This window comes from Saprospiraceae bacterium (genome assembly GCA_016709995.1).
GTDB lineage: Bacteria > Bacteroidota > Bacteroidia > Chitinophagales > Saprospiraceae > JADJLQ01.
This window is the reverse complement of record JADJLQ010000001.1, coordinates 1483518-1499102: the sequence shown is the minus strand read 5'-3', so window position 1 is coordinate 1499102 and position 15585 is coordinate 1483518. Positions and strand designations below refer to the sequence as shown.

The window sequence follows — 15585 nt, the reverse complement described above, 5'->3', positions numbered from 1 at the left end:
TAAATATCACTTGATGCTTTTAATGTAATAAGATCGCTTCAATAGGAACATTCAAAATACAGCGTTTTTCAATCCAATATTGTAACTAAGTTATAAAACAAGAAAGGCAACTCGGATGAGCTGCCTTTCTTTATAATATGATGTTATTATGAATCGATTACATCATGCCGTCCATTCCACCGCCACCATGTTGATGACCATGAGAAGCTTCTTTATCTTTTGGCTTGTCATTGACTACACATTCGGTAGTCAGGATCATACCTGCTATAGAAGCTGCATTTTCCAAAGCGATGCGGGTAACCTTAGTAGGGTCTATGACACCTGCTTTTTTCAAATCTTCATATACATCCGTACGAGCATTATAGCCATTAGAGCCCTTACTTGTCAATACTTTATGGAATATTACACTGCCTTCCATGCCAGCGTTTTCAGCGATGACCCGTAGAGGGGCTTCGAGTGATTTTTTGACGATTTGAATACCGATAGTCTCGTCTTCATTTAGACCTTTCATTTTGTCCAGGGCAGGGATAGATCTGACTAAAGCTACACCACCACCAGCTACGATACCTTCTTCGATTGCAGCACGAGTCGCATGCAATGCATCATCTACACGATCTTTTTTCTCTTTCATTTCTACCTCTGTAGCAGCACCTATGTACAATACAGCTACTCCACCAGACAATTTGGCGAGTCTTTCTTGTAGTTTTTCTTTATCGTAATCTGAGGTAGTAGTCTCGATTTGTTGTTTGATCTGGTTGATCCTTGCTTCGATCATTTTACTATCACCGCCACCATTGACGATAGTAGTATTGTCTTTGTCTACAGTGATCTTCTCTGCCTGACCCAATAAGTCAAGTTCAATGTTTTCAATTTTATAACCTTTTTCTTCTGAAATCACTGTGCCTCCAGTTAGGATAGCGATATCTTCAAGCATAGCTTTTCTTCTATCACCAAAACCAGGAGCTTTAACAGCAACTACTTTAAGGTTTGCTCTCAACCTATTGACAACCAAAACACCCAGTGCTTGACTTTCCATATCTTCTGCTATCAAGAGCAAAGACCTTCCGGTGGATATAACTTTCTCCAATAATGGCACGATCTCTTGCATATTGGAGATCTTTTTGTCATGAATCAGGATATAAGGATTATCATATTCTGCAGTCATATCTTCGGCATTAGTCACGAAGTATGGAGAAAGATAACCTCTGTCAAATTGCATACCCAGTACCTCTTCCATATAGGTATCGGTTCCTTTGGCTTCTTCTACAGTGATGACCCCATCTTTTGACACTCTTTTCATAGCATCAGCGATCAACTTGCCTATTTCCTCATCATTATTAGAAGAGATAGAGGCTACTTGTTGGATTTTGCTAAAATCATCTCCAATAGTTTCAGATTGATTCTTTAATTCTTCAATCACTTGCTTTACGGCTTTTTCAATACCTCTCTTGAGGTCCATAGGATTTGCTCCTGCTGCAACATATTTCATTCCAGCGGTCACCATACCTTGAGCCAATACGGTGGCGGTAGTCGTGCCATCACCAGCCAAATCAGCGGTTTTAGAAGCAACTTCTTTGAGCATTTGAGCACCCATATTCATCACCGCATCTTCGAGTTCTATTTCTTTTGCTACAGTTACACCATCTTTAGTGATTGTAGGGGCACCAAAACTTTTTTGTATGACCACATTGCGACCTTTAGGGCCCAGGGTGACCTTCACAGCATTTGCCAAAGCATCTATGCCTGCCTTTAGTCTTTCACGTGCCTCGGCATTAAAACTTATTTGTTTAGCCATTTTTTATTTTGTTTTTACGAATTAACAATAGTTTGATTTTCTGATTAAAATGTTTTTGATTACAATACCACAAGGATATCATCTTCCCTCATAATAAGATAGTCCTGACCCTCATGGTTCAATTCTTGACCGGAATATTTTCCGTACAATACTATATCCCCTGCTGTGACGGTCATCAGATTACCATCTTTGCCTGGGCCTACTGCTATTACTTCACCTCTTTGAGGTTTTTCCTTGGCAGTATCTGGAATTATGATTCCACCTTTTGTCTTTTCTTCGGCTGGTGCCGGTTTTACGATTACTCTGTCGTTGATAGGCTTCATGATTGAATATGTTTAATAAAAGTTAACAATTTATGATTTGATTGATTCTTATCATTTATAGTGCCATGATGAAAAGGCCTGACATTTTTTCTGGTTTTGTCAAAAAAGTAAAGTTGTTCAAGCAGTTACCAGCGACAAGAATGGCAGGGGAATACTAAAGAGTAGTATTTTTGGCAGGTTATTGATTCAAAGGAGAGGCAGCTTCAGCGCCTCCACCAACGAACATGGCAGTGATGATACACAATAAAAACAATGCTGCGATCAAGCCCCAGGTCAGTTTCTCTATAAAGTCTGTAGAGCGGGCCACACCAAATACCTGATTTGCGCCTTGACCTCCGAAAGTAGAGTCGATGCCTCCGCCTTTAGGGTTTTGAATCAATACAGCTAATATAAGTAATGCACTTACTATTCCGATTAAGATAATTAATAACGTGATCATAATGATTTTTCAGCCTTTAATTTTGCTATTTTGGCTGCGAAAATACTACTTTTTTCAGGATTTTCTCTGCCTAATTTCTCATAAATCTTGAATGCAGCTTCGTATTTGCCCTGGCTAGCCCATAAATTGGCCAGACTCTCTGAGCTGACACCTTCTTGGAGGTCAATACTGGCGGCGATATATTCATCAGTTGCTGCCATACTGTCCTTTTTTTCGATTCCAACTTCATCAACAGGATGTACACTACATGCTGGTAGGTGTTGAAGGTATATGATGAATTCTGAAGGCTCGTAGGGATAAAGTCTAAAAGGAGCCTGTAAGTCTCCCAATGTATCCTGGCTTGCGGCTAAGATATCTTGCCTAGATGAGGGGTCTGTTTTCTCAGAATCTGTGTCATTCTGTATAAAATTGAGTTCAAAAGGAGAAGGTAATGAGGCTTCAACTGGAGTAAAATGGTACTCCTCTAGTGACAATGACTGTTCTGGCATACCGGGTGTCACATCAAAGATGGGAGGGGACATTACATTTCCAGGGTTATCATAATTGTATGCTCGGGCGGCTAGTTGAATGAATCGATTTTGAAGATCTATATCGTTAATAGCCTGAAATGGTGTATTTGGGTTCTGAATAATAGCGTGCCTTAAGGATTCCAGGTAAGGGTATTTTTTGAGTAATTGATTCAGCTCTGTGGCCTCAATCTCTGGTATCGATGCTGAATGATGCAGATGATATAATAACTCGTCAATCTTCATGATGATCAACAAAAATAATCAAGATCACCAATCCCCGAAAGCTTTATTGAAAATATCCTCCGTCAATTGGTTTGTGATCTTATCAACCAGGCCTTCCTGGATGTCTAATAAATTGAGGGTGCCGTCAAAATCCTGAAAGAATGAAAAGGATTGACTCCAGTTTTTTGTTTCGTCATGTTTGTTTTCAAAATCCACTTTTACACGAATGGATAATCTGCTCAAGGCGCTCAGGTTTTCTGCTGTTGGAGCCTGGGAGGTTACATTAAAATCCTCCAGCACTCCTGAAAAAGTGATGTCAGGGTCTGTATCAATAAATCTCAATCGGGATTCTCTTCTGATTTTATCTTTAAGTTTTTCGGTGAAAGTGATGGGTAAGGTCACAGGGCCGTTATCAGCCCTACCTTCGAATGGCAGTACCGTAAAAGTAGTAATGGCTGGATCGATCGAGGTGCTTTTAAAGGAATAACAGGCGGACATAAAGACAAAGCTGAGGGTCACCATCCAGTACCAATGAAGGAGTGCAGTATGCTTTTGCTTATTCAAGATCGTATTGTTTAATTTTTCTATACAAAGTGCGTTCGCTGATGCCCAATTCACCAGAGGCTTCCTTTCGTCGACCTTTGTGTTTGGTCAGCGCCCGTCCGATCAGGTCCTTCTCCATTTGTTCCAAAGACAAAGGTTCTTCGACAATGATGGTCTTTGCTTGCAATTCAGCGCTTTCTTTTTTGTCCAAAAGTATAGGTTTATGTATCTCTTTGGAGCCAGGTTCACTCTGGTATGGCGTTCTGCCGGCAATGGGAGCATATTTATTGTCTGACCATGGGCTGTTGTCTTCTGGCCAGGTTGTTTCCTGTAGGCTGCCACTGACCTCCGGCATTTCTAATTTATTGCGACGAATGAGCTCGAAAAATAAATTTTTCAATTCATTTACATCTTTTTTCATATCGAAAAGGACTTTATACAAAAGTTCCCGCTCATCGAGTTTTGATTCACTTAATTTTCCTGGCACTAAAGACAGCTGGTGTGGGTTGAGATTTGGCATTAAAAGGATCAGTCTGTCTTTATCTATCAACCTCGATTCGGATAAGACTGATAATTGTTCAGCAAAATTCTTAAGCTCACGTACATTGCCGGGCCAGTGATACATGTATAGTAGATCTTTGGCATCTTCATCCAATTCTACCGGAGTTGTAGAATATTTATCCGCAAAGTCTACTGCAAATTTTCTAAATAAAAGATAAATATCATCTCTTCTTTGTTTAAGAGCTGGTACATGGATCGGTACTATATTAAGTCGATAATAAAGATCTTCTCTAAATCTATTGGACTCTATGCGATCCAGCAGATTGACATTGGTAGCGGCGATCACTCTTACATTGGTTCGTTGGGTTTTGGAAGATCCGACTCTTATAAATTCGCCACTTTCCAGGATTCTGAGTAAATAGGACTGAGTATCCAACGGCATTTCAGCGATCTCATCGAGGAAAATGGTCCCTCCATCAGCAGTTTCAAAATAACCCTTTCGCTCACCGGTTGCGCCTGTAAAGGAGCCTTTCTCATGACCGAATAATTCAGAATTGATTGTCCCGGGGGGTATAGCACCGCAGTTGACTGCTATAAATTTGTTGTGTTTTCTTTTACTCAGCGAATGGATAATCTGAGAAAATATCTCTTTTCCGGTGCCCGACTCGCCTGTGATCAGCACCGTAAGATCCGTGTCTGCCACCCGCACGGCGGTCTCTAATGCGCGCTCCAGATCTTTCGAATTGCCTATGATGCCAAATCGTTGTTTGATCGCTTGAATAGAAAATTGAGCCACAATGCAGTTTAATAATTAAATAATATCACCCAATAAGGTCGCACTGTTTGCATCCCTTACCTTAACCATAACATAATCACCTATGCTGTGTCCTGTCTTCTTTGGAAATACAATGACTTTATTTTGAGAGTTACGGCCTTTAAATTCGGATGTTGATTTTTTAGAATCACCTTCAATCAATACCTTGAATGTATGACCTATGTCAGCACGATTGCCGTCCAGCGAAAGTTGATTCTGAGTAGCGATGACTTCGGCTAATCTGCTCTTTTTAATTTCCAGCGGAATATCATCCGCATATTTTTTTGCAGCAGGCGTGCCTGGTCGCTCAGAGTAAGCAAACATATAAGACATGCTGTATCGGGCCATTTTCATAATAGATAAGGTATCCAGGTGATCTTCATTCGTTTCGGTACAAAATCCTGTGATGATGTCGGCAGATATAGAACACTCTGGCAGAATGGAATAAATCGATTGTACTCGCTCAATATACCAGTCTCGATCATAAGTACGATTCATAAGGTCCAATACACGACTGCTGCCTGATTGAACCGGAAGGTGTATATACTTGCAGATGTTTTCATGCGCTGCCATGGTATGCAACACTTCGTCAGTGATGTCCTTTGGGTGAGAAGTGGAAAATCTGATTCTTAAATCCGGGTGAATCAGCGCTACTTGCTCCAGTAATTGTGCAAAATTGATGGTCTTGCCCTGGTTTGGGTCCAACCATTTGTAGGAGTCCACATTTTGACCCAACAAGGTTATTTCTTTAAAGCCCTTTTGATATAAGCTGGTCGCCTCAGCAACGATACTATACATATCCCGGCTACGCTCTCGCCCACGCGTATAAGGGACTACACAAAAGGAACACATATTATCACATCCTCGCATTATGCTGATGAAAGCACATACTCCGTTACTATCCAGTCTGACAGGGCTGATGTCAGCATAAGTCTCTTCCCTCGATAAAAACACATTGATTCCTTTATGACCATCATGGGCACCTGCAATGAGCGTTGGCAATGATCTGTAAGCATCAGGTCCTACCACCAGGTCTACTAATTTTTCTTCGTCCAGCAGCTGTTTTTTCATTCGTTCCGCCATACAGCCTAAGACTCCGATTAAGGTACCTGGTCTTTCATCTTTTATTTTGTCAAATGTCCTCAGGCGCTTGCGGATAGTCTCTTCGGCTTTTTCACGGATGCTACAGGTGTTGAGGAGTATGAGATCAGCTTCTTCCAGAATCTGAGTAGCATTATAGCCTTGTTCCTTCAGGATAGAAGCGACGATCTCGCTATCAGAAAAATTCATCTGGCACCCATAACTTTCAATATAAAATCGGCGGTTAAAGGGATTTTCACTGCTATCAGCTTGAACGCCAAATACTTCGCCTTGTCTTTCTGCTGATATGACTTTTTCTATGATGGATTCTTCAAACATACCTGGAGCTAAAAAAATGCAAAATTAGGGATTTTTATGACAAAATGGCAGATATCGAAGAGCATTAATAAATAATCCATTTATTTGGGATGTGGCCCTGACACGTTTGATTTGGTAGCATACAATATTATTAATCATATTTAATTATTTGGAGTGAGTTTACAAGCACGAATTATGTGTCAAACACTTGATTTATTCTCTATTTTTGCCACAGTTTATGCGCAAATTTGGTTTAATAGGATATCCGCTAGGACATTCATTTTCAAAAAAATATTTTACACAAAAATTTGATAATGAAGGTATTAAAGATTCCGTCTACGAGCTTTATCCAATAAAAGAGATTACAGATTTCCCGGCTTTGATCGCTGATATTGGCCCCGAGCTCATTGGAATGAATGTGACCATTCCTTACAAACAAAGCATTATACCTTATTTGGATGACTTAGCCGAGGATGCGGCAGAGATTCAGGCTGTCAATACAATTTATTTTGACCCAGCTGGTAGGAGATATGGGTTTAATACTGATATTCCTGGATTTGAGGAAAGTTTGAAGCAGTTTATTTCAGAAGATGTACGTACTGCTTTGGTATTAGGCAATGGCGGTGCAGCCAAAGCAGTCCAATATGTTTTAAAGAAGCTGCAATTTGAATTTTTCACTGTTTCTCGCAGACCTTCTTCAAATACAATCACATATGATCAAATCGATCGCGAACGAATGAATCGTACTCGCTTGATCATCAACACCACACCGTTGGGTATGTCTCCTTATGAAAATGTCACACCTGATCTTTGTCTCGATTGGTTGGATAGTCACCAATATTTATATGACCTGGTCTATAATCCTTCTAAAACGTTATTTTTAGCAGCTGGAGAAAAAAAAGGGTGTAAAATCCAAAATGGTTTGGATATGTTATACCGACAAGCTGAAGCTTCATGGAATATATGGAATCGAAAATGAGCAATACTACCAATTTGGATTTTTCCAATACAGAAATAGCCTTTGGCCATAAATCTGATCAGGAATTGAAGGACACTTATCGCATTTTTAAAATGATGAACAGTCCTAACCTGGTCAAGCTGGGTTCTGCCATGACCTTATTGATGTCCAAACTCAAACTTCCCTTGCTTGATCCGATCATTAAGGCTACTGTTTTCAAACAATTTTGCGGTGGCACCAACCTCCTGGATTGCCAATCTACCATAGATAAATTGTACAAAAACAAGACGATGAGCATCCTGGATTTTGGAGTGGAAGCCAAGGATACTGAAAAAGATTTTGACTACACCCTGGCTGAAATTCTCAAAGCTATTCAATTTGGAGCAGCCAATGCATCCGTGCCGGTGATCAGTTTAAAAATTTCCTCCATTGCCCGAAATGGTCTTTTGGAAAAATGGCAGGGACATAAGCCGCTGGAACCGTTTGAAGAAGATGAACTCGCTAAGGTGAAAAAGAGGCTGCATCGGATCATGCATATGGCCTCCGATATGGGTATTGGTGTGTTCGTAGATGCGGAGGAGACCTGGGTACAGGAAGCCATGGATGCTTTAGCAGAAGAGTTGATGGAGACTTACAATAAAAAGAAAGTCGTCGCTTATAATACTTTTCAAATGTATAGGAAAGATCGACTGGACTATTTAAAGTATAGCTTTGAGCGATCTCAAAATAAAAATTATTACCTCGGAGCCAAAATCGTAAGAGGAGCGTATATGGTCAAAGAACGCCAAAGGGCAGAAGACCAGGGCATAGCCTCGCCAATTCAAGACAACAAAGAAGCTACAGATTTGGCTTTTGATCAGGCTATCGGGTTTTGTGTAAAGCATTATAACCGGATATCATCTTGCAATGCCTCGCACAATGCGGCAAGTTGTCTATTGCAAGCTCGATTAATCTCAGAGCTATCCATCCCCAGGAATCATTCTCACCTCAATTTTTGCCAATTGATGGGCATGAGTGACAATATTACTTTTAACCTGGCTCAACAAGGTTATAATGTAGCAAAATACGTGGTATATGGGTCCATAGCAGAAGTGATCCCTTTCCTCATCCGAAGGGCGCATGAAAACACTTCCATCACAGGGGATGTGGGCCGAGAGCTAGGGCTCATTACGGAGGAGATGGCTAGAAGGAGACTGATTAAGTAATCGTATCAATATTTTCCTCTGCGGTTTGAATAAAATTTTCCTCAAACCGCCATCGCTTTTTCAATCAACCATCCCTGATTCACCACACCTTCGGTAGATTTTATATCTGCAATCACTTTTGTTTTGGCAGCCTGATCCTGATATTTCACCTTGCTTAGTCTTTTTACAAATTTTATAAAGTTAGAATAGCGAAGTTTTTTGGCTGCGGTGATGTCTTTCTCGTGACGGTTGAGAAAGGTCCTGAAACTATCTGCCAGAGAAACTAAAGCGGGCCATTCTTCCACCTCAAAATAGGTAGCCAGCAGCAATACTTTGGAGTCAAGATTATAAGTGAGTTCATCAAATTCTACATCACGAAGCTTTTCAATGACCTGATCAAACTTTTTTTGATTAAAATACAATCGAGCCAGAGAAAATGTCACTAGCGTATGCTTTTGATCTGGAGGAATAATCTTCTGATATTCTTCAATAAAGTTTTCTGTCCAGGTAAACTCTTTCGTTCGGATACCGAATAATACGATGTTAAGAAAATGACCAGGATGAAATTTGTCTTGAGGGAATGTCAAGTCAAATTTAAGTCCATATTTATACCATTCCAGGGCTTCATGAACAAATAGATTGAGCCCTTGATTATATTGGAAAATACAATAATTAATAATCTCCTTAAAAATGTCTACTGCGTCGTCGAGCGGAAATTTTAAGATGTTTTCATAAAGCTTTAATTTTAACTCCTTATAGCCGGCTTCTGTATTCGCATTCCTTTTTAGCTGATAAATCCGATAGTAGATATCTATCTCAGGATACTGTTGAAAATTATTTTTCTCTATTATATCTATGACTTCCTCCTCTAGCTTTATAAATATCGGCAAATTGAAATCATGCCTGCGCGTAGCAGCATTCACCAATTGTTTTGTTTTTTCAGAAATATAAAATAAGTCCAGGTAGTGGTGTATGGTTTCCTGATTTGATTGCGATTCCATATTGATGTCATACTCCAATAAATCATACAGGTTTCGTTCTAACTGAAATCTTTGAAGATGATACTCAGAGGATAAGTTTTTATTTTGTTTAAATGAAGATTGCGCACTTTGAGCGACTGATTTATACATGGACTCCAGTTTATGCTCGTACAAATATTCCAGTAATAGATTTTCCTCGAGCAACTGATTGTGGTCGATTTGTTCGAAAGTGAAAAATTTTTGCAATGCTGTGAGTAGATCATTACAGGTTTTGCGCCATTTTGGATCATTAAACTCTTTATCAGCATATAATTGCTTCCAAACATTGCTTTTATCTACACTCTCATTCACAGAACCAGTCTCTACCGATACTACTGCTGAAAAAAGAAGACTTAGGATGGGGTTAGAGTTACAATAGGGCGAATCCAGAAATTTCTTAAACTTCTGCAATTCTGGCTTAGATAATTGGGAGAGTACTCTAAGAAATTTAAGCTCTTTCATTCATTAACATATATGTAAATAATGTTATATATTATATTTTGATAATTATACTTTAAGATATTGTAAATTAATTACATGTGTTAATATTATATATAGAAATAATATATGTTTATTATTTTGATTTACAATTTATGGCTATCTTGCAACTTCAAATGGTAGTCGCTAAGATAATGAACCGTTTCGTCAGACTTGTTAGTTTTTTAGTTTTTCTCTTTTCCGGGATCTTACTTCCAGGTCAGGATTGGAATCTGTCTACTGTTTGTAAACCGGATTTTAATCATACCACCGGGTCTGCAGTTACAATCGCTCCATTAAATAATGACCTGAGTCTTAAATCGTTGCCACTATCATTAAAAGCCATCTCCTATGTCAGTCATGGTAAAGCTATTTTAAATGGTGGAAATATTTTGTTTACGCCTACTCCGGGCTTTAGTGGATTAGGACACATTGTCTACACTGCTTGTGACCCCTCTGGCAACTGTGGCATTGGTGATGTAAGCATTCTGATTATTGACCCAGGTCGTACGGTATATGCAGATACCATAACCCGGGGAATCCTTCGGAATCAGCCTTTCTTGTTTTATTTACCTGATCCTGATTTTAAACTTTTTGCGGCACCTAAGTTTGGTCAAATCACCAAGATCAATGAATATGAATACCAGTATGTTCCTACTGGTGCTGTTGGATCACAAGAGTTATTGACTTTTGATAAGGGCAATCAAAAATCTGTTTTTCTTTTGTCTTTAATTGACAGACCGCTGCAGAACAAAATTTTGGTGGATGATGTTGTATTTCTGAATAAAAACACATCCAGGCTATTCTCAGTTACGCTCAATGATCTATCCACCGGTGGTGTTCCTACTGTTACTTCATACACTCAGCCACCTTCAGGCAATCTCAGTCTTAATGCGGATAATACTTTTACTTATACCTCTACGTTAGATTTTGAAGGCATTGCTCCATTCACGTATACCGCTTGTAATTCGTTAGGTTGTGAAACCGCCGATGCTTATCTCTACGTGAGTGATTTTTTGCCCAGAGAAGACATCAATCCTTTGTTTAGGGTGGCTGAAGGAAGATCGCTGGTCATCCCGTATGATATTCCGGTGCAGGATTACGAGTTTAAGATTCTCAACCATCCTAGCTATGGCACCCTGGATTTTTATAAGGGAAGCGCCAATATCAATTTGCAATGTGAGTCCTATAGCAGTTACAATCCTTTGGTTTATACTCCTTTTCCTGGTTTTATTGGGACAGACCAGTTTATTGTCAATTTTTGCCTTACCACCGGTACCAAACAATGCGCGCCTATAAAAATAAAAGTCGAGACCTATGCAGAGGTCGGCTGTATCCCTTCCAAAGAGTATGTATGGCCGGGAGATGCCAACGCAGATGGTTTGGTTGACCTTAAGGATGTCAATACGATCAGCGAATTTTTAGGCACTGCAGGCCCATCTCGCCCGTCAAATTCTACCAATTGGGCCAACCAGGCTTCTTTGGATTGGAACCGCCAGTTGATATTAAATGCCAAGCACGCCGATGCCAATGGTGATGGATTGGTGAGTGCCGAGGACATACAAATCGTATTGGATAATATCAATCAAACTCATAAGCTTATCCCACAGGGCGTCTACCAATTAATTTCCACTAATTCCTCTGTTACACCCGTAGCTGAGATCATAGCTCCAGGTGATGATGCGGTGCTGCAACTTGCTTTTGGCAATGCTCGGGATCTGATGTATGATATAGATGGTATTAGTTTCGATTTGGCTTTTAATGACCAGATGATTGACCCGGAGGACATTGAGATCAGTATTATCGACAATTCCTGGTTTGGATATGACAATGCTGTGCTTGATGGCAGAATTGACGGGGATGATAAGATCAATATTAGTTTTTCAAGTGCTCAGCGTAAACCAAGATCAGGATATGGCAAAACAGTCAGGGTTCAAGCCAAAGGAGGTCCGATAGTATCACATGCTGAAGGTTTCAAAATACCTAAAGAGTTGCCTTTGGAGTTTACCATCTCCAATATAAAGATCAATCAATCTAATGGCACTGTCAGATTGCTTCCCGATAATAAAGCTACTGTAGTTATAGATTTTTCCAAAAAGCCTGTGGCACATGTAGGTATTCGACAATATCCTAATCCGGCATCTCAATGGATTACGTTGGAGGCTATGGAGGCTGGAGATCATATTGAAAAATTAACATTGATGGATATTACCGGCAGGATAGTATTAGACAAAAATCTTTATCCATCGAAGCAAGTGAAACAATCACTGCTTCAATTCAATCCTGGCATTTACTTGATGCAAGTGAAAACCAACCACGGGGTGACAACTGAAAAACTCGAGATTCACCGTTAAATCTATCGCAATCGATCCATTGATTTGACGATTTTATCATCTTTGGTTATTCCCCGATATGCAAAAATCAAAGCTATCATTGCTATGACAGGCATGAAGGCTCCAATACCAGGAGTGATCGCGGCATTTGAAATATTTGGGGTGGCAACTTGGGTGCCGAGTGCGACGGCGGCAATCATCAAAAACACAGTCTGAATTCGTTGGATCATATTCTTAAAAGTCTATTAAAAAAGCGAAGATAATGGCTTATCATTTAGCCACGGATCCTTCGTAGCAACTTTTTATCTTGCAGCGGCGTTTTACCACACGACATGGGGCGGAAGTTTAACATTTATATATTATCGTCTGTTTTTTTCTTCATTGGATGGAATCTTACTGCCCAAGTGATTGGCCAAGGACCTAAAAATGAGGAGATCAAGATCATTCATTCGGATTTTACTTTTTTGGAAATGAATCCTGGCCAGGAATTAAAAATATTGACGGGAGATGTCCAGCTTTATCACGATAGCAGCTTTTTATATTGTGACTCTGCAAGAATAGAGGGGTTGTTGGTCAAGGCCTACGGCAATGTAGTGATCAGGCATAACGATACGGTCCAGATATTTGCTGATTCATTGATATATAATGGATTATTGAAGACTACAGATTTGTTTGGAGAAGTGATACTGGTCAGTGGCACCCAATCATTATATACCAAAAGGTTGCATTATGACCTGGACAGTTCTGTGGCATCCTATCATACTCCTGCTACCTTGCGCACTAATACTACCGTGCTCAAAAGTAAAAACGGATATTATCACGTGTTGAAGGACATGGCTTATTTTTCAGGCCAGGTACAAATGACTGATCCGGAGGTTCAACTGAGAACTGATTCCCTGGAGTTTAATACCAAGACTCAGACTGCTTATTTTGTAGCACCCACTTTGATGGAGAAGGAATCTCGAAAAATCTATTGTGAGGGTGGGTTTTATGATGTAGACGATAAGTTTGCAGAGTTTACCGGTCATCCACAATACCAGGATGAGGGCAAAAAAGCAACAGCAGAACTCATCCGCTACAATGGAGTCTCGAACGAAATAAACTTATATGATAAAGTACAGTTCATAGGAGAAGACACCCGACTCTCTGGTGATACGGTGCTTTACAATGAAAAATCTAAAGAAATGACGCTGCTTGGCCAAGGCAACATCATCACCAAAGATGGTAATATCGCCTCCTCCAAAAAATTGGTCTATAATGAAAATACCGGTGTTTTTGTTACGACCGGACGGTCTGCCTTGCAAGACAGCAGCAATCATCTGGAGGCAGATAGGATTGTGCGCAGTGGCAATGAAGGCAATCTGGTCGCTGCAGGTCGGGTCCTTTGGACCGATACGGTTAATCATGCCGGCATAGACTGTGACTCCATGTTTTTGGACAAAAAAAACAATAAAGTCATCGCAATGGGTCATGGCAGACAACCTTTGTTCAAATCATATTCCAATCCGGAGGATACCTTATTATTACGTGCAGATACTTTGATTGCTTTTGAGAAGGATACAATCTCTAAGTCCAAGGCGATCCTGGCTTATCATCATGTCAGGGTGTTTAGATCTGACCTTCAGGCAGTTTGTGACTCCTTGGTATACAGTGAAGCGGATTCTGTTTTTACCTTGTATGACCATCCTACGATCTGGTCCGATACCTCACAGTTTTTTGCGGATACTATCAGGATTATACAATCAGGCAATCAGATCAAGACCATGCATCTACTACAGAATGCGATGATTATTAACTCTGAAGATCTAAAATTTTTCAACCAGATAAAGGGCAGGAATATCCAGGCGGATTTTGACTCATCCAATCTTTCGACCGTAGATGTACTGGGCAATGCGGAAGCAGTCTATTATATCTTAGATGATAATCGAGCTTATATCGGCGTAAATAAAATGATCTGCAGCCATATATTGGCTAAGTTTGGTAGTAATCGGGTGGATAGAATCTATTTTTTTACCAAACCAAGTGGCAAAATGCAACCCATGCTCTCTGTAGACCATGAAGCGTTGAAATTAAGAGGTTTCAGATGGGAGGCGACAGGCAGACCTGATTGGAAATCTATGGTTGGCGATCAAATACTAAATTTGCAATAATGTTTATGAAGCGGCTCATTTTATCGTCAGCATTATGTGTAGGAATTTTTGGGTTGGCCTTATCACAAATATCCGAGGAGGCGTTCGTTCTGTACCAGCAGGGAAAATACCTTGATGCTGCAGCCAAATATGAAGCTCTGATTAACAACGAATTACCTTCATCTGATTTATATTTTAACCTGGGTACCTGTTATTTGGCTGCCCATGATATAGCTCATGCCCGATTAGCGCTTGAGAGAGCCCTTTTATTAAATCCGGGGTCGAGATCTATCCAACAACAATTGAACAGATTATCTCGCAGTATAGAGCCCAATATCGAGCCATTACCGAGTTTTTTTCTTTTGGAATATTTTTTTAACCTGCGTGACCTTTTGAACAAAAATTCCTGGGGGTGGCTGTTTTTGATTTTTTCATCCAGCTTTGCTGTATTCGGTATGATCTTGCCATCTCCTCGCCGTAAAGCATTGCTCCTCTTCATTGGTTTCATCACTTTTTTCTTATGCCTATTATTTGTTGCAAGATACCGGCATGAGCAAACTCCGGCATCAATCCTTATGGATGCTCAGCCGTTGCGCATTGCTCCTGAGATTTCAAGTCAGCAGTTAATATTTCTGGGGGTGGGCACCAAAGCTCAGCCTGTAGATAGTCTTGGTGAATGGTATAAGGTAGTACTGGATAATAATGATATAGGTTGGTTGCCAAAGGCAAACCTCACCAAAATTTAGTCATTTTCCTAAGCATATTATCCTCGAATCCTATTAAGTTCAAATAGACTCCATATTTAACTTTTATAATCTTTAAATACTTTTGTTTTATTCACACTCAAAATAGCTTAATTTTGTTTGTTAATATAAACTTAATTTCTGATATTAATAAGGCATTTTTTCATTATTACTTCCAAAATAAATGGGATATTAATT

General features: G+C 39.9%; 14 protein-coding genes. 5 read left to right on the top strand and 9 right to left on the bottom strand.

Annotation, left to right across the window (positions count from 1 at the left end):
* Positions 1–157 precede the first annotated feature (157 nt).
* From groL to miaB, 7 genes are all read right to left on the bottom strand, one after another.
* Positions 158–1795 carry a chaperonin GroEL gene (gene groL / locus IPJ09_06315; protein MBK7371041.1) on the bottom strand — a complete coding sequence of 546 codons (1638 nt, stop codon included), beginning with the start codon at positions 1793–1795 and terminating at the stop codon, positions 158–160.
* A 59-nt stretch (positions 1796–1854) separates the two neighbouring features.
* On the bottom strand, positions 1855–2121 hold the full coding sequence (locus IPJ09_06310) for a co-chaperone GroES (GenBank protein ID MBK7371040.1): 267 nt from the start codon (positions 2119–2121) through the stop codon (positions 1855–1857).
* A 175-nt stretch (positions 2122–2296) separates the two neighbouring features.
* Positions 2297–2557, bottom strand: a complete 261-nt coding sequence (gene secG / locus IPJ09_06305; GenBank protein MBK7371039.1) for a preprotein translocase subunit SecG — start codon at positions 2555–2557, stop codon at positions 2297–2299.
* Positions 2554–3309, bottom strand: coding sequence for a hypothetical protein (locus tag IPJ09_06300; protein ID MBK7371038.1), 756 nt, complete (start codon positions 3307–3309; stop codon positions 2554–2556). Before IPJ09_06300 ends, secG begins: the two co-directional genes overlap by 4 nt.
* Positions 3310–3333: 24 nt before the next feature.
* Positions 3334–3852 (bottom strand): hypothetical protein, encoded by a 519-nt coding sequence (locus tag IPJ09_06295; protein ID MBK7371037.1) that lies wholly within the window; start codon positions 3850–3852, stop codon positions 3334–3336.
* Positions 3845–5128, bottom strand: a complete 1284-nt coding sequence (locus IPJ09_06290; protein ID MBK7371036.1) for a sigma-54-dependent Fis family transcriptional regulator — start codon at positions 5126–5128, stop codon at positions 3845–3847. The genes IPJ09_06295 and IPJ09_06290 overlap by 8 nt, the downstream gene beginning before the upstream one ends.
* Positions 5129–5143: 15 nt before the next feature.
* Positions 5144–6565 (bottom strand): tRNA (N6-isopentenyl adenosine(37)-C2)-methylthiotransferase MiaB, encoded by a 1422-nt coding sequence (miaB, locus tag IPJ09_06285; protein MBK7371035.1) that lies wholly within the window; start codon positions 6563–6565, stop codon positions 5144–5146.
* Between the two features lie 217 nt (positions 6566–6782).
* Here miaB and IPJ09_06280 point away from each other — a divergent pair, with 217 nt between their 5' ends.
* Together IPJ09_06280 and IPJ09_06275 are read left to right on the top strand one after the other, a co-directional pair.
* Positions 6783–7523, top strand: a complete 741-nt coding sequence (locus IPJ09_06280; protein ID MBK7371034.1) for a shikimate dehydrogenase — start codon at positions 6783–6785, stop codon at positions 7521–7523.
* Positions 7508–8707, top strand: coding sequence for a proline dehydrogenase family protein (locus IPJ09_06275; protein ID MBK7371033.1), 1200 nt, complete (start codon positions 7508–7510; stop codon positions 8705–8707). The genes IPJ09_06280 and IPJ09_06275 overlap by 16 nt, the downstream gene beginning before the upstream one ends.
* A 41-nt stretch (positions 8708–8748) precedes the next feature.
* On the opposite strand, the gene IPJ09_06270 is transcribed toward IPJ09_06275, so the two are convergent.
* Complete coding sequence (locus IPJ09_06270) at positions 8749–10167, bottom strand: hypothetical protein (GenBank protein MBK7371032.1); 1419 nt, start codon at positions 10165–10167, stop codon at positions 8749–8751.
* Between the two features lie 131 nt (positions 10168–10298).
* Between IPJ09_06270 and IPJ09_06265 the strand changes: the two genes are divergently transcribed.
* The gene (locus IPJ09_06265; GenBank protein ID MBK7371031.1) at positions 10299–12536 is read left to right on the top strand and encodes a T9SS type A sorting domain-containing protein; all 2238 of its coding nucleotides are present in this window, start codon (positions 10299–10301) and stop codon (positions 12534–12536) included.
* Positions 12537–12538: 2 nt separating this feature from the next.
* Here IPJ09_06265 and IPJ09_06260 read toward each other — a convergent pair whose 3' ends face one another.
* The gene (locus IPJ09_06260; protein MBK7371030.1) at positions 12539–12745 is read right to left on the bottom strand and encodes a DUF4293 family protein; all 207 of its coding nucleotides are present in this window, start codon (positions 12743–12745) and stop codon (positions 12539–12541) included.
* Positions 12746–12919: 174 nt separating this feature from the next.
* Between IPJ09_06260 and IPJ09_06255 the strand changes: the two genes are divergently transcribed.
* Positions 12920–14665, top strand: a complete 1746-nt coding sequence (locus IPJ09_06255) for a hypothetical protein (protein MBK7371029.1) — start codon at positions 12920–12922, stop codon at positions 14663–14665.
* Between the two features lie 5 nt (positions 14666–14670).
* Positions 14671–15390 (top strand): tetratricopeptide repeat protein, encoded by a 720-nt coding sequence (locus tag IPJ09_06250; protein ID MBK7371028.1) that lies wholly within the window; start codon positions 14671–14673, stop codon positions 15388–15390.
* Positions 15391–15585 lie beyond the last annotated feature (195 nt).